We start from the raw sequence: 23,214 nt of genomic DNA on the forward strand, positions 1-23,214 counted from the left end.
CATCCCCCACCGATCGCGTTCATACGACAGGTGCGACGGCGATCGGTGGGGGGTGCATTTGAATGCGCGCCTATACACCAATACGGTTTGTGAAAATCGCCAAGCCAGAACAGGTCAAATAATGACACTTGCGACGATGAATATGCGGCGATCTCTACGCGATTCGGCTCATCTGATGGCCCTCGTGGTCCTCTTGGCGAGTGCGCCCTTTCACGCCCAGGCACAAACGTCTGGCGGAGCAGCAGTGGCGGATCGCGAACACATCGCCATAGCCCAAGCGACCTTCACGCCCACAGACGCTGAGTTTGAAAATCCGGAGCGCGGTTTCTACCGGGCCGCGTCTACTGACCTTGACAAACTGGGCGCTGATGAAGTGGCCAAGGCCTACGCCGACGGCTATCGACTGATCTATGCCAGGATTAATCTTGCCGCCTATCGTGACGCCGACCTTCCCCAATCCTATCTCAAAAAAATTGAAGCAGGGTTTGCGACGGCGCGTCGCGGCGGCGTCAAGCTGATTGTTCGTGCGACCTATAATTACCCAAATGGCGAAACCGAATATCGTGACGCGCAGGATGCGCCCATTGCGCGCGTGAAAGATCATCTGGCCCAACTCAAGCCTGTGCTGCGCCGGAATTCGGATGTCATCGCTTTTGTACAAGCCGGCTTTATAGGCGCATGGGGCGAGTGGCATACCTCGTCTAACGACCTCACGTCACCGGAAAATCGCAACCAAATCAAGACGGCACTTCTCGACGCTGTCCCGGACACGCGGTTCGTTCAATTTCGCTATCCTCCTTACATTCGCGACTGGTCACCACATCTGCCCCCTTTGACCGCAGCCCTAAGCGGTGCGTTTCGATTAGGCTTCCACAATGACTGCTTCCTGGCGAGCCAGACGGACGTCGGCACATATGATGAAGAGCCTGCCTTGCGCGCGGAACAGCAGACATTCACCGACGAACTTGGCGACCTGGGCCCGTTTGGTGGCGAAACCTGTAACCCCGCGGATGACCCAAACGCCAAGCCGCGCACGGCATGCAGCGATATCTTGAGCGAGGGGGCGCGATACAATCTCACCTATCTTAACGATGACTACTATCGCCGGCTTTTCCACGACAATTGGATCAAAGACGGCTGCATGACCGACGTCCGCCGCCGTATGGGCTACCGGTTTGCTTTGGTCAGTGCGACACATCCGGCCAACGCCTCAAGGGGAGGACCGCTTTCGATATCGATTGTGGTGCGAAATTCCGGCTGGGCGCGGCTCTACAACCCCCGGGCCGTGGAGGTTGTGCTTAGAGATCCAGTATCCGGTGCGGTACACAGGATCACATCACACAGCGCGGACCCACGACAGTGGCTGCCGGATACCGATAGCGCCGCGATGCTGGATATAGTGATTCCAAAGGATTTGCCGACAGGCGTACAGGAAATCTGGCTGGCGCTGCCTGATGCCGATAGTCGGTTGGCCAAAGATTCACGCTTTTCCATCCGCTTTGCTAATGCGGACGACGCCGCGAAGATGCAAAATTGGAACCCGTCGCTGGGCGGCTTCAGCTTGGGAACCAGAGTTGAAATTCGGTGAAGCAATGAAGGCGCTCTCAGCCAACCATCCGGTTTCGCTTTATCAACGTAACGACTGCACCTGACGGACCAGACCGTTGACGAATGTCTTGAAGGCGCTTTCATGCCCCGTTGCGGTCAATCTTGCCATCATGCCCCGATCCTCTGGCTTTAGGTGGGCGCCCGCTTCACCGCGCGCGCCGAAAACAAAGTGGTCGAACATCGTTTTCCAGACGTCGCGTTGGCGCTCAGGCATGTCACGCACCATCAGCATCGCGTGTAGCAACGCACCGTAGGGCGCCTGCAGGTGTGACGGACTTTCGTTCCACCAGTAGTTCACCAGGACATTGAACGCCGACAGACTCCGGACATGATGCCACCAACCATACGGAATGAAGAGGGCATCACCCGGGTCAAGCTCAGCCACGCGCCCGGTTTCAAGCGCATCTCGCAAACGCGGGAACCTGGCAAAATCGGGCATTTCAATGTCGGCCAGACTGACGGGCGAGCCGGCAAGCGTCTGTTCGAACGGCCCCACATACAGGTTCGGCAATTGATTGGGAGGAAACAGGGTGAACCGCCGTTTCCCCGCTACGACCACCGCAATATTGTCCGATAGATCATAATGGGTCTGGATACGAACGGTATTGCCGATCCAAACGCGGGGGCTCACGGAATCGGGCAGCAGAGGCATACTGTTCCCGGCCCTGAAAGCGGGCAGGCAGCCATCTACAGGCGTTGACTGAATGTAGATGGCGGGGGGCGTGGCCTCTGCCGCCAAGGCCAGCAACTGGTCGAGCACGTCGCCAAAGGGGGCGCGCGCCTTCTGGAAATTGCGCGTTTGCAGCGTATCTCCATAAAAGAATTCGCCCTTGATAGTCGGTGGCGCCGTCAGGAATTCAATCGGTCCGCTCACCGCCCTGGATTTAAGATAGGCGGCGATCTGAGAATCTCCCTCATGCGCCGCCTTTACAGATGGCCAGTCGGCACACAGCCCGCGCAACACCACTGGTTCGTTGACCGGTGCAATGTCGCACGTGAAAGCCTCAACGGTTACGTCGTAAGCGCTTTTACAGGACTGCATTGTCTATTTCAGCAGCTGGGCCGAACCCCAGGTAACGACAACAGGCTGTTCGTTTGCCGCTGTTGCGCTGCTTGAGACCAATTCGATGACGTGGCGTCCTCTGATATCGGCCGTAATCTCACGGGCCTTGTCGCCGAATTTCATGGGCGGCGTCTGAGTAATAAGCTTGCCATCCGCATAGACGTAAAAGGTCACGGCGCGGCCTGGATTGGGTGTTGAATCGTCCACGCCAACCCGTGCGCGCAAGGTCCTGTACGCGCCGTCGGTCTTCACCTGCAACAACGAGTTGCTCAGCACGCCAATGCCACTGCGAAAGGCTTCCCCGGCGATTTGAAAGCCCTGGCCGTAAGGGGTCGCGTCGGCCTGGGCCCCGCCCCACCCCGCATATTGCGGATGGACGCTGCCGGATGTGGTGCCTGCCCAGGGATCGATCATGCGGTGAATGGTTGGGTCGGGGGCAGGTGTTTTCACGCCGTCATCCGCCACATTGATCGCGCCCGGGATTTCGGACAGATAGACGCCATCCGCCAATTCACGTTCGCCGCTCGCTGAAAAGACCTGCGTTTCGTGGGGCGCGAGGGTGATGCTCAATTGTCCCTTGAATTGGCTCTTCTTCTTCGACCAAAGATCCACAAGTTCGACCGGCGCATCGTCGCGCAACTTCAATTGGCTGGCCAGAAGGGCGACCGTCACCGGTGACGCTGTGCGGTTGAACACGGCCACGGTCTTGTTATGATCCGCCATGGTCTTCACCAACACCTGGACGTCGTCAGAATCGTAGGCAATGGTCGCCTGATTGCCGGCGAGGTCCTGGTCGACCTTAACGAGATCGGCATTGCTCCAGATACTTAAAAGCGATGACGGGGCCGCCCTTAGATCGTAGCTGATCAACAGCGGGGCACTCATCATTGCCCAGAGCGAAAAGTGCGTCCTGGCCTCGGTCAAATGATCGGCGTCAAATTCACCTTGGCCAATGTAAAGAATATCAGGGTCGTTCCAATGGCCGGGACCCGCGTAGAGCGCGCGCTTGGTCACGGCGTCATAGTTGTGGAGCATACTGCTCCAGTTCGGGGTGATATCGCTGCTGGCGCGCCACATGCTGCCGACGTCCTTGCCCCAGGACCGGACATCGGCCATGCCCCAGTCACAAATAGAAAAGACATAGTCCTGGTCCGGGTTCGCCGCTTTCAAAGCCGCCGCGACCCGCGCATAGCGCTTTTTCACCGCCGCATCGTCGGTCCGGTTGATGGCATCGCGATAGATTTCGGGCTTTAACCCGATATAGCCATTGTCCTTGACCAGAGCCGATCCTGGCGCGTAATCCGCCAATCCGCAGGCGTCGACCTTAATATAGTCGAAGCCCCATTCACCAAAATAGAGGCCGATATCCTGCTCGACATGCCCGTCGAGCCCGACCTCGCGCTCAGCGGCAGACCCTTCCGGCAAATTCGGTGAATGCAGATCAAAGGCCTGGGAGCAGGCATTGCGCCCTATGTCCGTATAAATCCCAGCCTTCAGACCCATGGCGTGCAGACGATCCGTGAACGGGCGAAAACTGGTGTTGCCGTCAGGTGTCGCTGCGGACGGGAAGATGCTGGTTCTCACGATCATGCGGCCGTCCGACAGGCGCCGTTTGCGCCACCAGCCGTCGTCCAGATTTACATAGACATATCCCAGCTTCGCCAGCCCCTCATCCACCAGGGCCTTGGCCGCACCCATGACCTTGTCTTCATCAACCTCGGTGCGAAACGCATTCCAGCTATTCCATCCCATGGGCGGCGTTTTTGCCGCCCCCACCGGTGCGCCAAGCCACACGCCGTGGCCCACCAAAGAGGGGGAGAGCGTCGACGACACCGCACTATGCCTGAGCGGCTTGGCCTGGGCCAGGCCGGGTGTCGCCGTGACGAAGGCCATCACGGCAACCAATGGCAAAAAACATGTCCTCATCTGTAGTGCTTTCATTGAGTTGCAAGGGGTTTATTTGATCGGCCGTCGAGGGATTTGATCCTGGCCTTTCAATAGGCTGGCAGATCGCCTTAAGGAGTCGCGAAGGTGCTCATTGCGCCCCCTTAATGCGTGCTATGTATTGGGCGTGGGATGGCAGAGTTGGCAGTCGCTTCAGAATCATCGATCGCACCTGCGTCATACGGCTTAAAAACGCGTCCCGCGGCAATGCGTCGGCCAGCGGATGATACGACTTTGGAAAGAGCCCCTGCCCTACCAGAACGGCAAACCAGCTTGTTTCCTTGAACAGGTCGAAGGGATATTCGAGGAGTATCCCTTCCTTTTCGAAGGCATCCAGCCGCGCCGTCAAGCTGTCCGGCACCTCCATCGTGCGGCACTGGTTCCAGAACGGGCTATCATCACGTTTGGTCAATTTGTAATGGGCGATCAGGAAATCGCGGATCCGCTCGTATTCACTGTTCATGTCGTCATTGAACTTGGCGCGGATATTCGGATTGACGTCGCCGGCCGGGAACAGCGCCATAAGGCGGGCCAGCGCACTTTGGACCAGGTAGATCGACGTCGATTCCAATGGCTCCAGAAATCCGGATGCGAGTCCGAGGGAGACGACATTCTTTTCCCACATGCGGGACCGATGACCGGTGGTAAATTTGAGCTGTCGCGGTTCGGCGAGTGGCGCCCCGTCCAGATGCGAAAGCAGGTGTTCCGCCGCCCTGTCTTCTTGCAGAAAGGCGTCGCAGAAGACGTAGCCGTTGCCCGTGCGGTGTTGTAACGGGATTCGCCATTGCCACCCCGCCTCACGCGCGGTCGAACGGGTATAGGGCAAAGGCGCCTCAACGGCTTCACACGCTACCGCCACCGCGCGGTTGCAGGGCAGCCAATGGCTCCAGTCCACATAGGGTACGCCGAGGGCTTTGCCAATGAGCAAACCCGAAAAGCCGGAGCAGTCGATGAACAGATCGCCGGCTACGATGCGATTGTCTTCGAGCACAAGATGACGCACGTGGCCGTATTCGGAATCCAGTTCGACGTGGCAAACCTTGCCTTCGATACGATGGACGCCGCGGGCTTCGCTATATTTTCGCAGGAACAACGCGTAAAGCCGGGCGTCGAAATGATAGGCCTTGTTGAGTTTCAGCTGTGGCGTGTCATCGGCGGTTGTCCCGCATCGCCCCTGACTGGCCGCCAGGGTTTCCAGATTGAATTGCCCATATTCTCGCGCGCCCTCGTGCTTGGCCAGGCGCAACCAATAGTGAAAGAAGTTGATGCCCTCCATATTGACCCCGTAATTGCCGAACGGGTGAAAATAGCGTTGGCCCAACTGAGCCCAGTCGACAAATTCAATGCCAAGCTTGAATGTCGCCTCGGTTTCTTTCACGAGGTCGGCCTCGTCTATACCGAGGATCATATTGAACATATTGATCATCGGAATCGTCGCTTCGCCGACGCCGACGGTTCCGATTTCCGCCGACTCGACGAGGGTCACCGTCAGGTTTTGACTTCCGAACACCTTCGACAGACAGGCCGCGGCCATCCATCCGGCTGTCCCACCACCGACGATTACAACACGTCTTGATGTCTTGTCAGACTCGCTCATCGGCAGTGTCCCTGAAGGGTTATGATGAAAAGGGGCGCGCAGCAAATCCGCTGCGCGCCTTGAGTCAGGTCATGCCGTGAAAAGGGAGGCGGCATAGACCAGGAGAAGGTTTCCCCCACCGACGCTGGTGGGAGCTAGTACTTGAGGCGTATGCTGACCTGGATGCGACGATCGAAAGCAAACGTCCCCGCCGGTAGGAACAGAGGCGCCTGGTTTGGGTTTGCGGCCGTTGGTCCCAGAACCTCCTGATAAATCTTAGGCCGGGTATCGAGTAGGTTGGTGCCCTGGAGATCGATTTCTGTATGCGTGTTGAGGGCATAGCGCAGCGACCCGTCCAGGAAGCCTTCGGCCGCATTCCAAACCGGGAAGCCGATGCAGCAATCATTGACCGAATTGACATATTTCGATCGCCAGTTATAGGCCAGCCGGGCACCGAAGGGGCCCTTGTCGTACATCAGGATCAAATTGTAGGAGTCATCTGAAAGCTGCTCCAGGCGTCCGGGATTGATCATGCCTTCCTGAGCGGAACGGGTAATGGTGGAACCATCCGCCGTGTCGAGCGTCAGGTTGGCGTTCTTGACACCTTCATTGTGCAGGTGCGTGTAGTTGGCCTGGATGCCTAGGCCGTCAAACGGCTTGGGCAGGAAGGTGAAGTAGCGCTGATAAGCCACTTCAAAACCTTTTACGCTGGCGCCATCCCCGTTCACCGGACCATTGACAGCCACATTGCGCGTGACGCCATTATTGGTCATGGGGACCACGAACGTACCGTTCTGAATGTAGTCATAGAACTTTTTGCTAAAGATATCGAAGCTGAATGACCCAACCTCGGCGAAGTAGCGTTCGACCGACAGATCGAACTGATCTGCCTGGATTGCCCGCAGGCGGGGATTACCCGTGCTGCCTGAATAGCCGTAGATATAGCTCACCGGCTGGCCGGCGCTGTTAAGAACGACGCTGGGATTACCAACAGCAATGGCCGACTGCGGCACGTAGCTACGCTGCAATGTTGTATAGTTTTTGAGAAGGCCTATGTCAGGCATATACATGCCGCGCGAGGCGGCGAACCGCACAATCCAACCGTCCGGCAGCGAGAACCTCAGATTGAGGCTGGGAAGAGTATAGGTATGCTTGGTCTTGACCGTCGAGCTAGCAAAGCCACCGTTCGAGAAGGACTGATCCGCCAGGGAATTCCGGGCCAGGCACCCCGGTGAGATGGCGTACTGATTGGGCCCAAGGGCCGCGATCTGTTCCGGGCTCAGTGGCAGGCAGGTCAATTCCTCACTGGTGAACGGGACGGCGAAATTGACAGCCCCGACACTGGTCAGGTTCGTCTCGACCAGTCGGACACCTATATTACCTGACAAGGTAATGTCTCCGAATACGACCGCTTCCGGACCGCCGAACTTCATCATGACATAGGCGGAATCCTGCTTTAGCTTTACATTCAGGATTTCACCCGGCTGGAAACAAGTGCCGGAGATATTGGCGGCGCGCATGCAGATCGGATCCCAGTTGGAAGACGGAGTCTTTCCGTTCGCCGATTGCGCCGTCATCCCGAAGGTTGATTCCATCAGGTTGATGTCCTTGAGGTAATCCGGCTTGATGGTCACAAACGTGTTCTGCCCGATCAGGCCTTTAAGCAGGCCGTCTGTACCAAACGCGGTCGTCTGCCAGTAGGTGCCGGGATAGCCGGCGAAGTTCGCCGTCGCCGGAGCATCAAGGTGGAAGGAATCGGCCGGATTGGCGCCCCAGTTGCTGGAGATTGATTGCCAGTTATAAGCCGACCATTTGTTGAGCTGGTCACGTTCGGACATACGAACACCGGCTCTGATTTCGCTGAACCAGGGATTGTCGAAGGCATAGGCGGCATCGATCCGAACGGCATTCATGGAGGCCTTGCTGTCTTCAAGGTGATCCATGATCGATTCATTGAAATAATTGCGATAGTCGGACAACGGATTTGTGCCGACCACATTGTACCCGGACGGCAGTTCAAAGTTCAGCCTTGGCAAATCACCCGTCAGATCGACCGCCAGATTGGCGTAGGTGCCGTTACGATAGGTGATGTCGTAGTGGGTATTGACCGACAGGACATGCTGGGCATCGAAGGTCAGTTTTAACCTGTCGGTTGGCGTCCAGACGAAATTAAGCGCGGTGTCCTCGACCGTCCGGGTTTCCGTGCTGTAGCGGGTGGCCAGATTGACAGACGGGGCCAATCGGCACGGCTGGTTGGCGTGCGTCACCCCTGAGTTCAGACAGGGTTGATAGACCGGTTTGTTGATGCCGTATTGGCTATAGGTGCCGTACTGGTCGGTCGATCCCGCCGCATAGGACACCGGGTCCGCGCCCCAGTCCGCAATTGCGCCATAGCCCCAGCCCCCTGCGGACGCTGTTATGACACCCTTCTGGAATAAGCCATCGGCGCCGAAGGTGAATGGCGTGCCGCCCCCGGCCTGATTGATGCCAAGCCCAGGCGCATCGGGTGGCGCGATAAGCGAGCCATCGGTCCAGACCGTCGATTCGTTCGTGGTTGCGGGATCAACCCAGGCCCAGTAGCTGAGCAACTGATTTTCGTTCCAGGTGTTTTCGTAGGTCGACTTATTGTATTGGAGTGTCGCCTTGAAATGGTTGTCCGTACTGGCCCATTGGCCCGCCAGCGAGACGCCTTTGCGCGTACGGTCATAAACCGTGTCGTTGTAGCTGATCCCCGACGGGATGAAGTTCATGTTACTCGTATAGGTTCCAGCCGCAAATGGCATCATGCGCGGCAGAATCGCACCTTGGCTGGTGGTTTCAATTTGCGAATAGGCGATATCGGCGAGGAAACCGAAGTCCCCCAACTCCGTATGCCAGCGGTTGGAATACAGCGCGGAACCATTCGGCGTCCATTTCTTGCTGAGATCGCCATAGTCGGCCTCCAACGTCGCCGAAACCAATTGGCCTTTTTGATCGAAGGGGAGCCGCGTTTTCAAATTGACCGTACCCGCAACCCCGCCTTCCAGCATATCGGCGGTAAGATTCTTGTACGTGTCAACACCCGACAGCATTTCAGGTGAGATATCCTCCCAGCTCAGACCCGATGCCGACCCCGCACTGAAGATGTCGCGACCGTTGAATTCCGATTTCACCTGCTGAAGACCGCGAATAATGACGCCCGTCGGTTCGGCCGGAAAGTGCATGACGTCCCCGCCCGCGACCGACCGCATGACCGTCACACCCGGCACCCGTTGCAGCGCCTCAGCAACCGATTTGTCCGGAAAGGCGCCTATATCCGTAGCGGTGATCGAGTCGACAACCGTATCGGCTGATTTCTTGGTTTGTTGGGCCGTTTTGAGCGCTTGTCGGGAGCCGACAACGACAACGGTCGTGTCTAGCGTCTTATCGCCCTCGTCTGCTTTGGTATCTGCAGTCGCTTTGGTGTCCTGAGGCGCGGCAAGCCCCTGCCCCGCCGCTCCTGAAAGTCCGCAAAACAGCGCAAACGCAAGTGCGGCTCGCGATACACCGCCTTGTTTCTTCGAGTTATTCATCCTTCTTCACCCCTTCTTCTTGTCGTTGGCCTAGCTACATAAGCTACACGAATAATGCTACACTCGCTACAAATGTCAAACCCTGTTAAAAATTTGTTATAATTATATTACAATTGAGATGGGCCTGTTGCAGATTGGCAACTCTGGGTATTCAGGCTCCGGCCCGGGCTTGCTGAGCGGCATAAAGAAAGCCTGGCTCAATAACCAACCGACACGGTCGCCTTGCGATATGCCGTATTTAGGAATTGACATTACCCAAAAACTGTAGCGCATATTGTGTAGCAACGCTACATATACGGAGACTTGCATGTCAGCGCGAAACATCTGTGCCTCTGTCCTGGCAATCCTTTCGGCGGCGACTTTAATAGGGACCGCCGCTGCGGAAGAACCTGTACAATCTCTTGGCAACGCCACCAGCGGCCTGACATGGACGATCCGTGACAATCGCGTCTCGGATGTTCGCTTTATCGACAAGCTGACCGGCAGGACCTTAAGCGTCCCCTCCCCGGTCTCACTCTCGTTAAGCGATGGTTCGACGGTGACATTGGCCGATCTTCAGCTGACCGGTTCTTTGCGTTTGCTCACTGTACCGGGTGATTCGAAGGCGTCACGGCTGTCAGACACAAGGCCGCAGCAACAGGTCCAGGGGACTTTCACCACTCAGGACGGTCGCTTGCGTATTGATTGGCGGTTGGTGCAGCCCGAAAATGCCAAGTACTTGCGCGAAGTCGTAACCATTACCGCCCTGACCCGGGACGAGATGATTCCCAAGGTGAGTCTGCTGGAAACAATAGCACCGGGCGCAGAGGTGTCCGGCAAGGTGGCGGGGTCTCCCGTCATTGCCGGCAATGACTATATCATGTTCGAAAACCCGCTGGCCAATAGTCGGGCCATAGTCGAAGAGGACAAGGTGTCCGTCTGGCTCGATAACGCTCTACCCCTGCGTAAGGGCCAGAGCCTGACAATTTCTGCGGTGATCGGTGTAAGTTCGCCCGGCCAATTGCGCCGGGACTTTCTCGGCTATATCGAAGCCGAACGCGCGCATCCTTATCGCACGTTCCTGCATTATAATTCCTGGTACGATATCGGGTATGATTCTGCCTACACGGAAGCCGATGCGTTAAACCGTATCAATGCCTTCGGCACCGAACTGGCCGTCAAACGCGGTGTGAAGCTGGATTCCTTCCTGTTTGATGATGGATGGGACGACCTGTCGGGCAGTTGGAACTTCAGCAAAGCCTTCCCGCGCGGGTTCGTCCCCTTGCGCGATGCCGCCGCCAAGTACGGCGCAGCACCCGGTGTCTGGCTATCGCCGTGGGGCGGCTATAATACGGGCAAGGCCGCACGCGTCGCCCAGGGTAAAACCACAGGCTACGAGATCGTCGAGGGCGGCTTTGCCCTGTCAGGTCCGAAATACTACGACGATTTCCGCAAGGCGACCTTGGACCTCGTGACGCGGCAAGGCGTCAACCAGTTCAAATTGGACGGCACCGGTAATGCGGACAAGGTGTTTCCCGGTAGCCGGTTCAACAGTGATTTTGACGCCGCCATTCACCTGATCGACGATTTGCGTGCCGCGCAACCGGACCTGTTCATCAATGTCACGACCGGTACATACCCGTCGCCAGCCTGGCTGCACTATGCCGATTCGATCTGGCGCGGCGGTCAGGATCACGCCTTTGCCGGCGTGGGTACCCCACGTCAGCGCTGGATGACCTATCGCGATCGCGAAGAATACGAAAATATTGTGATCGGCGGTCCTCTGTTCCCATTAAACTCTGTCATGCTGCACGGCGTCATCTACGCCCAGCATGCGTTGGGTCTCGACACGGACCCAAACCACGAATTTGGCGACGAGGTGCGTTCCTATTTCGGCAGCGGAACGGCCTTGCAGGAAATGTATATCACGCCGTCTCTACTCAGCGCTTCGGACTGGGATATTCTTGCCGAAGGCGCAAAATGGTCCCGGGCGAATGCCGAGGTTCTAAAGGACACCCATTGGATTGGCGGCGATCCCGGTCGCCTTGAGGTCTATGGCTGGGCCGCTTGGGCACCGCAGAAGGGCATCATCACCCTGCGCAATCCTTCTGACAAGAGCCAGGACTTTGCCCTCGACATCGGCCTTGCTCTGGAGTTGCCTGCGGACGCGGCCAAGGTCTATGACGCACGTACGCCCTGGCAAGGCGCCAAGGCGACGGATATGACCCTTTATGCCGGACAGCCCGTCACGCTTCATCTCAAGCCATTTGAGGTGAAAACACTCGAACTGACGCCGGCTAGTCACCCGTAGGCAGATAGTGTTGCTGCAGCGAGACGGCCGAAGAGACGCGTCTCAGCGTCTCACTTGCCGGCTTGCCGATCATGAGCGCCACGCGGTCAGCGATGCAGTCGAGCACAAACAGTTGCGCGAACCGGACCGGATTTGGTTGGTGGTACGGAATATCCATGGCGAGCTCTATGGGGATGAGAATATCAACCACACCCGCCAGCTGACTATTCAGCGGGGCCATGGCAATACAGGTCGCGCCGTAGCTTCGGGCGATGCGCGCGCTTTCCGCCAGGGTATCAGGTTGTCCCGTCGACGATACAATAAGCACGCAGTCCCCTTTTTTCAGGGTCGCGGCTGTCATCCGCTGCATATAACTGTCTATGTGCGCGACCGCCCGCAGTCCCAGCCGGAAAAAGCGGTTTTGTGCTTCCATCGCCAGTATGGCTGAACTGCCGCCGACGCCAAAAGCGGCGATCATGGATGACGCCATCACCACTTTCGCGGCGGCGTCGATTTGCTCAAAATGCTCGGTTTCACTCACCGATCTTAAGGCGATGGCCACACTGGTGCTGAGGCGGTCAAACCGCTCATCCCCGCCTTGCAAGCCCGTATCACCGCCCGCTTCTGCCGCTGTCGCCTTGGAAAATTTTTGTTCAAGAACGAGAGACTGAGCGAGATATTTTTTAAATTCCTTGAAGCCTTCGCACCCTATGGACCGGCAATAGCGTATGATTGAAGGCTCGCTAACCCCAATGCGGTTAGCGAAGCTTTTTATACTGACATCAACGACGGCGGCCGGATCACGCAGGATCTCTTCGCCTATTTTCAGATTTACGCCATCTTCATGCGGGGCGCGGTCACGAATGGTCGTGAGGATGTCATTCAATACGGTCATGCTGTTCGTTGTAGCAAAATTGCATTCCTTTACAACAGACTGTTAGCCCCGCTTGGCCAGCCGTGCCGCAAACAAACCGAAAAGGAAGATGTACAGATAGGCGGGGACCATCAGACAAAGAAAGACGAGCTGGAAACCGTACTGGTCCTTGAAATGAGCGAACAGTTGCGGAATGACGGCGCCGCCAATGATACCCATCACGAGAAAAGCCGCCCCGAACTCGGTCAGCTTCCCCAAGCCGCGGATACCCAGCGGGAAGATAGCCGGCCACATCATGGCATTGGCAAAGCCAAGCGCCCAGACGAAGGCTACCGAGGTATAGCCTTTGGTCAGAAAGGCGCCGACACTAAACAGAATACCGAGCACGGCCGAGAAGGTGAGATACTTTTCCTGGCTGATAAACCGCGGAATGGCGACCAAACCACAGAGATATCCGATCAGCATCGTCACCATGGTGAAGCTGGTGAAGAACTTGGTCTGGTCGAGCGGCAGATTGAAGCCGTTGCCATAGGTGCCGACGGCGTCACCAGCCATGACCTCGACGCCCACATAGAAGAAGATGGCCAGAAAACCGAAAAACATCTGCGGGATGGCGGCGACAAAGCTCTTGCCCGATCCGGGGTTGGCGTCATCACTGATATTGGGCAAGGGTGATTTATAGACCAAGACGGCAATGACGGCCAGGAACGCACCCATCAAAAGGTACGGCAGATGAATACGAGCGGCAAAGGCATCGAGCAGCAGGTCGCGCGCGGCAGCGGTCGGGGCGGCATCCACCTGGGCCTGCATATGACCAATCCCATTGAGAATAAATGTGCCGATCAGCACCGGAGCGGCGGCCCCTGCCAGCTTGTTGAAAATGCCGAGCAGAGCGATGCGTTGCGCCCCGGATTCGATCGGACCCAGGACGGAAATATAGGGGTTGGAAGCTGTTTGCAGCAGGGACAGGCCGGCGCCAATAACAAACAGCGAAACGAGCGTCGGCGGGAATAGACGCATGGAGGCGAACTGGCCAAAACCGGCTGCGCCAACAGCCATGGCCAGCAAGCCTAGCGCCATGCCGGTCTTCATGCCGGTTTTGCGCAGGATAAAGGCCGAAGGCAAAGCGAGAAAGAAATAAGAGAGATAAAAAACCGACGGCACCAGGAAGGCTTCGATGTCACTTAGAGAAAATGCCAGTTTGGAGAAGGTGATCAGCGGCCCGTTGAGCCAGGTCACAAAGCCAAAGATGGCGAAAAGGCCGCAAAACATGAAAACAGAGCCCCAGGGCGTGGTCTCAAGCGCCGCCCCTGCGGAAGATTGTCCAGACGATTGTCCCGGTGTCGGCATGCTCTGTTTCCCTTTATTTTGTTGTTATTCACCAGCGACGGCGGCAGCCTCAGCTGGAATTGTCCTGTGCGACAGGAAACCGCCGGCACGCGCCAGCCCCTCTCCGTGCGACCAACTGTGCACGCCGTTGACGAAGACCTCGTCGATACCGGCTGAAATCTGGATCGGTTTTTCAAAAGTGGCGCGATCAGCCACGGTGTCCATATCAAAGACAGTGACGTCGGCGGCCATGCCCACGGCCAGACGGCCGCGGTCATGAAAACCGAAGCGGCGCGCGGGTAGCGCCGTCATCTTGGCGACGGCTTCGGCCAACGAAAACAGTTTCTGGTCGCGCGCATAGTGGCCGAGCACGCGCGGGAAGGTGCCCCACAGGCGCGGGTGCGGATTCTGATCATTGGGAAGCCCATCAGACCCCACCATGCAAAGCGGGTGCGCCAGGATGCGGCGCATATCGTCCTCGTGTATCTGGAAATAACAGGCATAACCGGGGAGCAGGCGTTTCGCCGCCTCTCGCTCATCTATGCCCCAATCTGCGGCAACGTCACTCAGGTAACGTCCAGCCTGATCCGGATGGCTTTCGGACGAATTGATCAAAACCTTGATCTCACCATCACACAGGTCGGGATTAAGCACCGAGGAGCCTGCCGTGTAGGGGTAAGTGTCCATAGCCACTGGCTGCGTTTTGGCCGCCCTGTCGATCAGGCCCAGGGTCTCGGCCGAGCGCCCCCAGTTGCGCACGCCCGCGCATTTGTGGTGCGAAATGATCAGCGGCGTCTGCGCCGGGCTTGAGGTGGTAAACGCCTCCTCTAAAGCTTCAGCAATGCCGTCATATTCGCTGCGAATGTGGGTCGCATAGACACCGCCGTGGTCACTGACGGTGCGCGCGAGAGCTGTAAGCTCATCGACATCCGCGGCGGCAGCCGGGGCGTAATAGACGCCGGAGCTTAGGCCCGTGGCGCCAGCTTCCAAGGCTTCGGCCAATAAGGCCTGCATGTGCCTACGCTCATCTGGCCTCGCAGCCTTGCCCAGGTCGGCCATGCAGATCTTGCGCAGGGTTGTATGGCCGACCAATGCCGCCACATTCACGGCCGGACGGGCCTGATCGATAGCTTTCGCATAGTCGGCAAAGCTGGCATACGAGAAGGCTTTGTCGTCCCCCAGCAGGTTGAAGGGTTCTTCAGGCGCACCTTGAAAGCGCAAGGGGGCGATCGATAGACCGCAGTTGCCGACCACGACTGTGGTCACGCCCTGGCTGATCTTGGCCGTCATTTCCGGCTGGCGGATACAGGCATAGTCATCGTGAGAATGAACGTCGATAAATCCAGGCGCGACCGCCTTGCCCGCAAGATCGAAATGCTGGCGCGATGGCAATTCGCCGAGTTGGCCTATGGCCGCGATGACACCGTCACGGATCGCGATGTCCGCGACATAGGGGGCATCGCCGCCACCGTCGAAGACGAGGCCGTTCAGCAGGAGAATATCGGCGGGAATTGGAGACATGAAAATAACGACTCTTTAGAAAAACGTCTTGAGGGCGCCGGTCACGGCATAGGCGTCGTCGACTTCAAGGAGAACAGGCCAGCGGTCGAACGTGGTGCAGGGGTGAGAGATACCGAGGCCGACATAGTCGCCAATGCGCGCTGAAGCGCCGGCGGGCAGACGAATATAGCCGTGCTGATCATTCATACGGAAAAACGACCAGCCTTCGACAGGCTGTGCAGACGCGCCCGGGCCTGGGGTTGCGTGATATTCGACCTTCGGTAATCCCGCGTCATCTGACAAATCGCGACGACCGGCATTGACGATGATCAGATCCGGTTCGGGATGGGAGACAATCTGTGCCCATACTTCCAGTGCGGGCCTCAGAGCGGGTGCTTGGCCCAGCACACCGCGTTCACCGACATGGGCGAGCAATCGGTTGTAAAAGCCGGTATCGTGGGTCAGATAGCAGCCACTGCGCAGCAGCGGCGTGAGGCCGTCGGTCTTCAAACCGCGCGCCACCAGGTCGAAATAAGCTGATCCCCCCGCACTCAGGATGGGCTCGCCCGCGAACAGACCCTCCTCCCGGCAGATGGTGAAGACACCCAAAAGGTCATCGAGGAAGGCATTGACCTTGATGGCATCCTCCGCCGCATCGCCTGAGACGATAAGGCCCTCATATCCCTCCACGCCGCGCAGGACGAGCATAGGCGACGACGCCACCCGGCGCGCAACGGCGAGAGCAATGTCGCGCGTACGCGCACCCGTCCGGCCACCGGGAATCCCCAGTTCAACCAGCACCTCGAACGGCCGAATGGCCCCCGCGGACGCCAAAATGGCTTCAAGCCGTTCGACGCCGGCCAGGCTATCGACCAGGCTTATTATCAAGCTATCAGGCGCAGCGTCCTGACGAGCCGCAAGCGCCCGGATCTCCGCCTCCCCAACCAACTCATTGGCGATTAGCAGCCGTTTGACGCCGTAAGTCAAAGCCGTCATTGCCTGGGAAAAGGTCGCCACCGTCATCCCCCAGGCGCCGGCTTCCAGTTGCCGATCAAACAGTTGCGGACACATGCTCGTTTTGCCGTGTGGCGCCAATTTAGCGCCCGCCTGATCGATATAGGCCTGAAAAACATGGAGATTGGCCGCCAGTACACGACTGCGTACAATCGCCGCCGGAAGGGGAATTGAACCGTCGAGCAGGTTCCACCCCCGTGCCCCAACCTCACCTAGCCTCAGCCCGTCCGCCGATGCCGGCAGCCCTTTTATCCCCCCGCTGAGACGTAAATCGAGGATTGGCTCAAGATCAAGGATCATCAGAACCGCTCCAGGGTGAGCTCGGCAGCCAGCACGGGATTGCCAGCAGTCAGGCCTGCGTCAACCGGCAGAACCACGCCCGTAATCATGCGGGCAAGATCACTGGACAAGAAGGCGACCGCATTTGCGATGTCCTTCGGATCTGCGAAATCACGCAGCGGATACCATTTTTTGAGATCGTCGAAGACTTCCGGCTTTTTCGCCGCGCGATCCGCCCAGGCCTGGGTCTTGACCGTACCCGGGGCGACGAGATTGGCGCGTATGCCCAGCGGGCCATATTCCACGGCCAAGGCCTTGGTATAGCTTATTAAGCCCGCCTTGGCCGCGCTGTAGGCGGGGTGACCTATGGCGAGACCCGCATTGACCGTACCGATATTGATAATCACGCCGGCCTTGCGTGCGAACATCGCCGCCTTCACGGCTTCGACGCAGTGATACGCCGCGCTCAGATTGATCGCGAGATCGTGTGTCCAGTCTTCCGGCTTCAGGGTTGCCAGCGAGGTCGCGGCGGCGGCGCCGGCATTGTTGACCAGAATGTCCACCGGACCGCTCAGGGCCATCAGGCCGTCTATCGCCGCTTTGGTCGCCGTCAGATCGGTCAGGTCGACCGCGACAGTCTTCAGGCGCGTATCCATACGGGCCAAGGCGTCGCCATCCCGGTCGAGCGCGAGCACCGTGGCATTCCAGCCCAGGAAGGCGTCACACAAACCCTGGCCAATCCCGCCGGCCGCCCCGGTGATCAGGACGACTTTTCCGCTGAAATCAAACATAATGGACCTTTTTTGTCAGTGCGCGTTTGAGCCAGTCCAGGTTCATTTCACGCAACATGCCGAAGTTGTAGAAGGCAAAATCTGACAGCCCCAGAGCTTCCAGGCCGTCAAGCGTTTCAGTCAGATCGCTTTCCCGAGTCATGTCCGGATAGCCCGGCCGCAGAATGACACTGGTACGGGATGGCGGCACGCGCCCCAGAACATAGCGCCCGTCCGCCAGCACAGCCTCAGGCGAAGACTGGTATAGCGGCAGCTCAAGACCATCGCTGACCGCGTCGAGTAAGGTCAGGTCATGGCCTTCGAGATAAGCCGTGGCGTGCGGCCGCTGGCAGGTGGCAATCACCTTGACGCGCACGGTCGGCGTAACCGCGGCGCGAATATCAGCCACCAAAGAGGTTACGACCTGACAGCGGAAGCGATGATAGGCGGCCAGATCCGGATCGTTTTCGTTCCAATGGTCAAGCGACGAGGCCTCTGCCCCCGCCAACCAACCGTCCACCGCCGCACATATGCGATGGGCCAGGCCCGAGGCGTCAATCCCGGCCTGCTCGGCACCAGCACGGCATGACTGACAAAAACACAGGCCAAGCATAGCATCTAGCCAGGCATTGGGTTCGACCTGCGCGAACTCGTGATGAAAGCCGTGGCCATAGGTCAGGAAACCGGGTGTTTCCAGCAACAGGCTTTTCAAGCGATAATTTTCCACCATGTCGCTGCACAGGGTCACCGCGTAGGCGCGCACCTCGGCTTGAGACGGGCACAGACTATACGGATAGCCGTTGCCAAAGGCATTGCGGACCGTAAGCTCCGGATGAAGCATGCCCAGCCGCGTATTATGATTGAGGACGACCCAGGCATTTACGGCGATATCGTCGCGTGCGCACAGGTCTGCCAATATATCGTGCTCTGTCGTCAGGGCAGACATTTTCGGCTGGACCAATCCATACGCCTTGCGGGGGCGAAAATAGACCGTTCCGTCTTCCGGGAAATAAACCCGAGCCTTGACATCTCCGGGCTGCAAAAACTTGCCGGCGTGATAGCTGGCCGCCAGCGTTATTTCATCGGCTCCGATCGCCCGGACGCGTGAAACCGCGCCGTCGAGATCGTGAAAATTCCATGGATAGGCATAGACAGCCGCCACCATTTACTTTGCCTTATAGGCGATGACGTCGATCTCGACCTTTGCGTCGATCATGATCTGCGACCGGACGCAAGAGCGTGCGGGCAATTGTTGACCATCGAAATAGCTGGCATAGACGCGGTTGAAGGCCTGGAAATCGCGCGTGTCGTCAAGCCAGACGTTGGCCTTCACGACGTCGGCCAAGGTGCATCCGGCCTTGGCAAGGATAGCCACAATATTGTCCATGGTCTGCTTTGTTTGCGCAACAATACCGCCTTGTACGATCTCACCGCTGGCGTCAAAACCGACCTGGCCGGAGACGAAAACAAAGCCGCCCGCCTCTGTCGCCTGCGAAAACGGGAGCATCTGCCCCCCGCTGCCGGATCTTGGATCGCCAATTCGGGTGATGGTCATAGTGTCTCCAGTTCCAGGCGGCACCCAATAATCAGTACCCACCCGTTTGCGCAAAAGTAGTTATACTACACAATATAAACTACACATAAAATGGGTGTCAATAGTCTGACACGTGCTGATTGACCTATTTGGATGGCCCTGTCGCCGGCCTTAAAAACGCACCGCATGCATGTCAACAAAAGGCACCCGGGCCGGGATTGCCGGTCCGGATGCCTTTATTCTGCTTATGTTACTGGAACTTGTAGCGCACGCCGAAGTTAATACGTCGGCCATCCTGTTCCAGCAGGAGGAAGTGCGATTTATCCACCTCATACTCTTTAACAAGACTGTCGGTCAGATTGACACCATCGACATAGAGTTGAATCTGACCGGTGACATTGTAGCGAAGGCTGAAGTCCATCTGACCGTAGGCCGCACGGTTTCTCGGCAGGACGCCAGAGCCAAAGCAGTTCACGAGGAAGGCAGATCGCCAGTTGTAGGCGAGCCTCGTCTGAATGGTGCCGTTATCGTAGAAGCCGGCCACATTATATGAATCGGGAGACAAACCGTCATAGCCACATGTGTTGGCGGTATCGGATCGGACCGCCGTCGCATCGACATGGGTATAGTTGGCCGACACGCCGAAGCCAGACGCCCAACCGGCGGTCTCATCAAGCGCGTACTGAGCGGAGACTTCATACCCGTTGATAGTCCCCTTGGCGCCATTGCGCGGACGCGTATCATAGACCTTTTCGGGAATGACGGGTTCCGTTTGTAAAACCGTTGTCGTCTCGATGAAATCGGTCACATCTTTGTGGAACGCGGCCACGGCCAGATAGTTGATTTTGGACAGATACCATTCCCAGGACACATCGTAATTGTTCGAATGCATCGACCTCAGGTCGGGATTGCCGCCGGACGAGGTCGGGGCGCCATAGTAGCCGCCATAGGTATTACTGATACCCAGGTCGGTGAGCGTGGGCCGCGTCAGTGTGCGAGACGCGCCAAACCGGAGCAGCATGTCTTCGGTCAGACTGACCTTGAGATTGGCGGAGGGCAGCAAGTCCGAGTAGTTATTGGAGCTCGTGAGGCGGGTCGGCGTGCCGTAAGTAAACTGGTAGTTTGAATCGGCCGGATAGTTGGTTATGGCTGTGAGCAAGGGCGTGCCGTACCCTACCGATTGCGATTTTACGTTGACATAGCGCAGGCCGATATTGCCCGACCAGTTGTCACCCGACCAGTTGCTATCGACATAGGCCGATGTCACTTTTTCAGTGACGTCGATGGTGCCGGAGGGTTGAGGCACGGGCGTAAGGGGACCGCCCGGGAAGGACAGCGCCGTCGCCGGATCATTAGAGTGCGCCAGATTGGATGGATCTTGCAGCCAGGCTACAACGGCATTGGGATCATAGGTGAAGTGTGCCGCCACGGGGACCTGGACACCACTTATGAAGTTGTTGAACGACTGCAGCTGCAGCAAAGCCGGATTGGCAGCATAATGGTAGCCGCAGTAGGCACATCCATAAGGCGAAGACGAATAAGCGTCTGTTTTTTCGCGGTCGGAGTAGTCGATACCAACGGTCAACCCTTTGAAAAAGCCTTTGTGATGAGTCCACTTCGCCTCAAGACGCCCATCCAGGATATTGTCATTGACACTGCTTCCGCTGATACCCGACCAGTGCGAGCGCATCAGGCTGGGGTCGGTGACCGTATCCGGGATAGTCAGGATTGGGGTTTTGCCGCCCGCGTTCAGAGTAAAGGTCTGGCCATTAACCGATTGCTCGCCGATGACGATATACGGATTCACCCCAGTGCCTGTCGCCCGCGAAAAGGACAGGTCGCCTTCAACCTTGAGCGTATCGGATACCGTCCACTTTGAATTGACCCCAAAGACGTAGGTGTTGGCCAGGCGATTATTGGTCGTGACGATGTTGTCATTCTGAGACGCGCCCACTTGTGACGCCAACGCGGGGTTATTGGCAACGAAGGTCGTTCCCGGGCGGGTAAAGCTCTGGACAGTGCCGTCCGACGCGATCACAGGATTAATGAAGGCAGGGTTGAAGTAGGCGCTGTAAATCGAATCCGTCATCTTCTGGTCAAGGCGCGAATAAAGGCTGTCGATCGTGATCAGCCAGTCGTCGTTCGGCTTGAACTGGAAGGTAAGATTACCCACGACACGCTTCCGCGAGGCCTCCTGCTGGTGAAAGCCCAGATTGCTCGGCATAAGGAAGGTCTGAGTCGTCGCAGCGCTGGCCGGCAGACCGACTGAAGATTCCGAACCGGTAATGACCGTCGCCGGACGAGACACCCAGACATCTGTTTGAACTGAATTTTGCTTGGATTCCCGGTCGGTGTAGGACAAGGAGGCGACGACGCCGAAATTGTGGCTCGGATTGGCGTAGGAAAAGATGCCGCTCATATTCGGCGAATAATCTTTAGTCAGCGAGTCATACGAGCCAAAGACATTAACGCTTGCATGAGTCCCGCGTGTATCCAGGGGCCTTGCAGTCTGGATGTTAATGGTTGCCCCGATGCCGCCTTCAGGCAACTCCGGCAATGACGTCTTATAGACGTCAGCGCGCGAGATAAGATCAGCGGACAAGACATCGAATGAAAATTCGCGGCCCTGATTGTCGGTCGGGATGGTGCGACCATTGACGAGGACATTATTAAATTCTGGCCCCAAGCCGCGCACGGAGACAAATTGCCCTTCCCCGGCATTGCGCTGTATGGCCACGCCGGGTACGCGTTGCAGAGATTCAGAAATGTTTGTGTCCGGGAATTTGCCGGCGTCTTCCGCGGTGACGGAATCAACCACCGCCTCAGCCGTGCGCTTGGCTTGAAGTGAATTACGTAAACTGGCGCGAATACCCGTCACAATGACTTCTGTAGCCGGATCGGCCGCATTGGTTGATGCCGCACCGGGTGCGGCCGTTTGGGCAATCGCGGCCATAGGCATTAGCGTGGCCATTGCAGCCCCAGCCAGCAAAATCCTTTTCATCGCATTCATCTTCCCTATGAGTGAGATCACGCCATGTAGCGTAATTACATTAGTTAAGTTACTTAAACTACACGCTGTCAATCATCTCAGTGGCCAATTCAGTGTCGGCTCTCTGGGAATTTCACAAATGTTGTAAAATTACATCATTAAAACTACGCAGTTCAATCTCAGGGCGTATTTACACGCGCTCTGATGCGCAATGGTTGCGAGGTCCAACATCCGGGATTTAGTCCCCTCGACCCGCATTTGCCGACACTGTCAGTCGTTGGCCCGTTAGGTAATGCCGCAACTGAGGCTGAACAAATACACTTGCCAGTCTCGACACAGGAGAGTGGGCCGCGTAACTTTTATTTACCACCCTCGGATATGCCGAAGCAATCATTCCATCTCTTGCAGGAACGTTACATGTCAGACCGTGTTGCCCTCGATGACGCCGATGTTCGCATTCTGAGTGCCTTGCAAGAGGATGGCACACTGTCCGTCGCGGCGGTCTCCGAGATCGTCCACCTATCGCAGAACGCCTGCTGGCGCCGCATGAAGCGCCTGGAAGAAGACGGGGTCATAAGCCGCCGGGTGACGCTTCTGAACCCGGCGCGGCTGGGGATCGACCTGATTGTCTTCGTCAGCATCAAGACCAGCGAGCACAGCGAGGAATGGCTCAGCCACTTTGCCGAGGTCGTCCACAAAATGCCGGAAGTCGTCGAGTTTTACCGCATGACCGGTGAAGTCGATTATCTGCTCAAGCTTAAGGTGGAAAACATGGCCGCCTATGACCGGGCCTACAAGCGCCTCATCTCTCAGGTTCGGATTACCGACGTCAGTTCCGCATTCGCCATGGAAGAGATCAAGCATACGACCGCCCTTCCCCTCAAGGCGACATCGTGATTGTAAAAGTGTACCAA

At 57.4% G+C, this 23,214-nt stretch carries 15 protein-coding genes; 3 read left to right on the forward strand and 12 right to left on the reverse strand.

The genetic code is table 11. The features are described 5' to 3' along the window. Positions 1–175 precede the first annotated feature (175 nt). Complete coding sequence (locus RCJ00_RS08230) at positions 176–1,588, forward strand: DUF4832 domain-containing protein (protein ID WP_316221320.1); 1,413 nt, start codon at positions 176–178, stop codon at positions 1,586–1,588. 42 nt (positions 1,589–1,630) lie between these two features. Here the strand turns inward: RCJ00_RS08230 and RCJ00_RS08235 are convergent, their stop codons facing one another. The 4 genes from RCJ00_RS08235 to RCJ00_RS08250 all read right to left on the reverse strand — a co-directional run bounded on the left by RCJ00_RS08235 (position 1,631) and on the right by RCJ00_RS08250 (position 9,742). After that, positions 1,631–2,650 (reverse strand): cupin-like domain-containing protein, encoded by a 1,020-nt coding sequence (locus RCJ00_RS08235; protein ID WP_316221321.1) that lies wholly within the window; start codon positions 2,648–2,650, stop codon positions 1,631–1,633. 3 nt (positions 2,651–2,653) lie between these two features. After that, positions 2,654–4,582, reverse strand: a complete 1,929-nt coding sequence (locus RCJ00_RS08240; protein WP_316221322.1) for an NPCBM/NEW2 domain-containing protein — start codon at positions 4,580–4,582, stop codon at positions 2,654–2,656. 124 nt (positions 4,583–4,706) lie between these two features. Further along, positions 4,707–6,212, reverse strand: a complete 1,506-nt coding sequence (locus RCJ00_RS08245) for a tryptophan halogenase family protein (RefSeq protein ID WP_316221323.1) — start codon at positions 6,210–6,212, stop codon at positions 4,707–4,709. A gap of 134 nt (positions 6,213–6,346) precedes the next feature. Continuing rightward, complete coding sequence (locus RCJ00_RS08250) at positions 6,347–9,742, reverse strand: TonB-dependent receptor (RefSeq protein WP_316221324.1); 3,396 nt, start codon at positions 9,740–9,742, stop codon at positions 6,347–6,349. Positions 9,743–10,049: 307 nt separating this feature from the next. Here RCJ00_RS08250 and RCJ00_RS08255 point away from each other — a divergent pair, with 307 nt between their 5' ends. Further along, entirely contained in the window at positions 10,050–12,032 is a 1,983-nt protein-coding gene (locus RCJ00_RS08255) for an alpha-galactosidase (protein ID WP_316221325.1), read from the forward strand. Here the strand turns inward: RCJ00_RS08255 and RCJ00_RS08260 are convergent. The 8 genes from RCJ00_RS08260 to RCJ00_RS08295 all read right to left on the reverse strand — a co-directional run bounded on the left by RCJ00_RS08260 (position 12,019) and on the right by RCJ00_RS08295 (position 22,312). Further along, on the reverse strand, positions 12,019–12,906 hold the full coding sequence (locus tag RCJ00_RS08260) for a MurR/RpiR family transcriptional regulator (RefSeq protein ID WP_316221326.1): 888 nt from the start codon (positions 12,904–12,906) through the stop codon (positions 12,019–12,021). The genes RCJ00_RS08255 and RCJ00_RS08260 overlap by 14 nt on opposite strands. 42 nt (positions 12,907–12,948) lie before the next feature. Next, entirely contained in the window at positions 12,949–14,235 is a 1,287-nt protein-coding gene (locus tag RCJ00_RS08265) for a sugar MFS transporter (RefSeq protein WP_316221327.1), read from the reverse strand. 24 nt (positions 14,236–14,259) lie between these two features. Next, positions 14,260–15,735, reverse strand: coding sequence for an N-acyl-D-amino-acid deacylase family protein (locus tag RCJ00_RS08270; RefSeq protein WP_316221328.1), 1,476 nt, complete (start codon positions 15,733–15,735; stop codon positions 14,260–14,262). A 15-nt stretch (positions 15,736–15,750) separates the two neighbouring features. Then, on the reverse strand, positions 15,751–17,028 hold the full coding sequence (locus RCJ00_RS08275; RefSeq protein WP_316221329.1) for a type III PLP-dependent enzyme domain-containing protein: 1,278 nt from the start codon (positions 17,026–17,028) through the stop codon (positions 15,751–15,753). Beyond that, entirely contained in the window at positions 17,028–17,798 is a 771-nt protein-coding gene (locus RCJ00_RS08280; RefSeq protein WP_316221330.1) for an SDR family oxidoreductase, read from the reverse strand. The genes RCJ00_RS08275 and RCJ00_RS08280 overlap by 1 nt, the downstream gene beginning before the upstream one ends. Continuing rightward, positions 17,791–18,942, reverse strand: coding sequence for a hypothetical protein (locus RCJ00_RS08285; protein WP_316221331.1), 1,152 nt, complete (start codon positions 18,940–18,942; stop codon positions 17,791–17,793). The genes RCJ00_RS08280 and RCJ00_RS08285 overlap by 8 nt, the downstream gene beginning before the upstream one ends. Continuing rightward, entirely contained in the window at positions 18,943–19,332 is a 390-nt protein-coding gene (locus RCJ00_RS08290) for a RidA family protein (RefSeq protein WP_031238284.1), read from the reverse strand. Positions 19,333–19,561: 229 nt separating this feature from the next. Next, positions 19,562–22,312, reverse strand: a complete 2,751-nt coding sequence (locus RCJ00_RS08295; protein WP_316221332.1) for a TonB-dependent receptor — start codon at positions 22,310–22,312, stop codon at positions 19,562–19,564. Between the two features lie 405 nt (positions 22,313–22,717). Here RCJ00_RS08295 and RCJ00_RS08300 point away from each other — a divergent pair, with 405 nt between their 5' ends. After that, complete coding sequence (locus tag RCJ00_RS08300) at positions 22,718–23,197, forward strand: Lrp/AsnC family transcriptional regulator (protein ID WP_316221333.1); 480 nt, start codon at positions 22,718–22,720, stop codon at positions 23,195–23,197. Positions 23,198–23,214 lie beyond the last annotated feature (17 nt).

It is taken from the genome of Asticcacaulis aquihabitans (assembly GCF_032490435.1).
Lineage (GTDB): Bacteria > Pseudomonadota > Alphaproteobacteria > Caulobacterales > Caulobacteraceae > Asticcacaulis.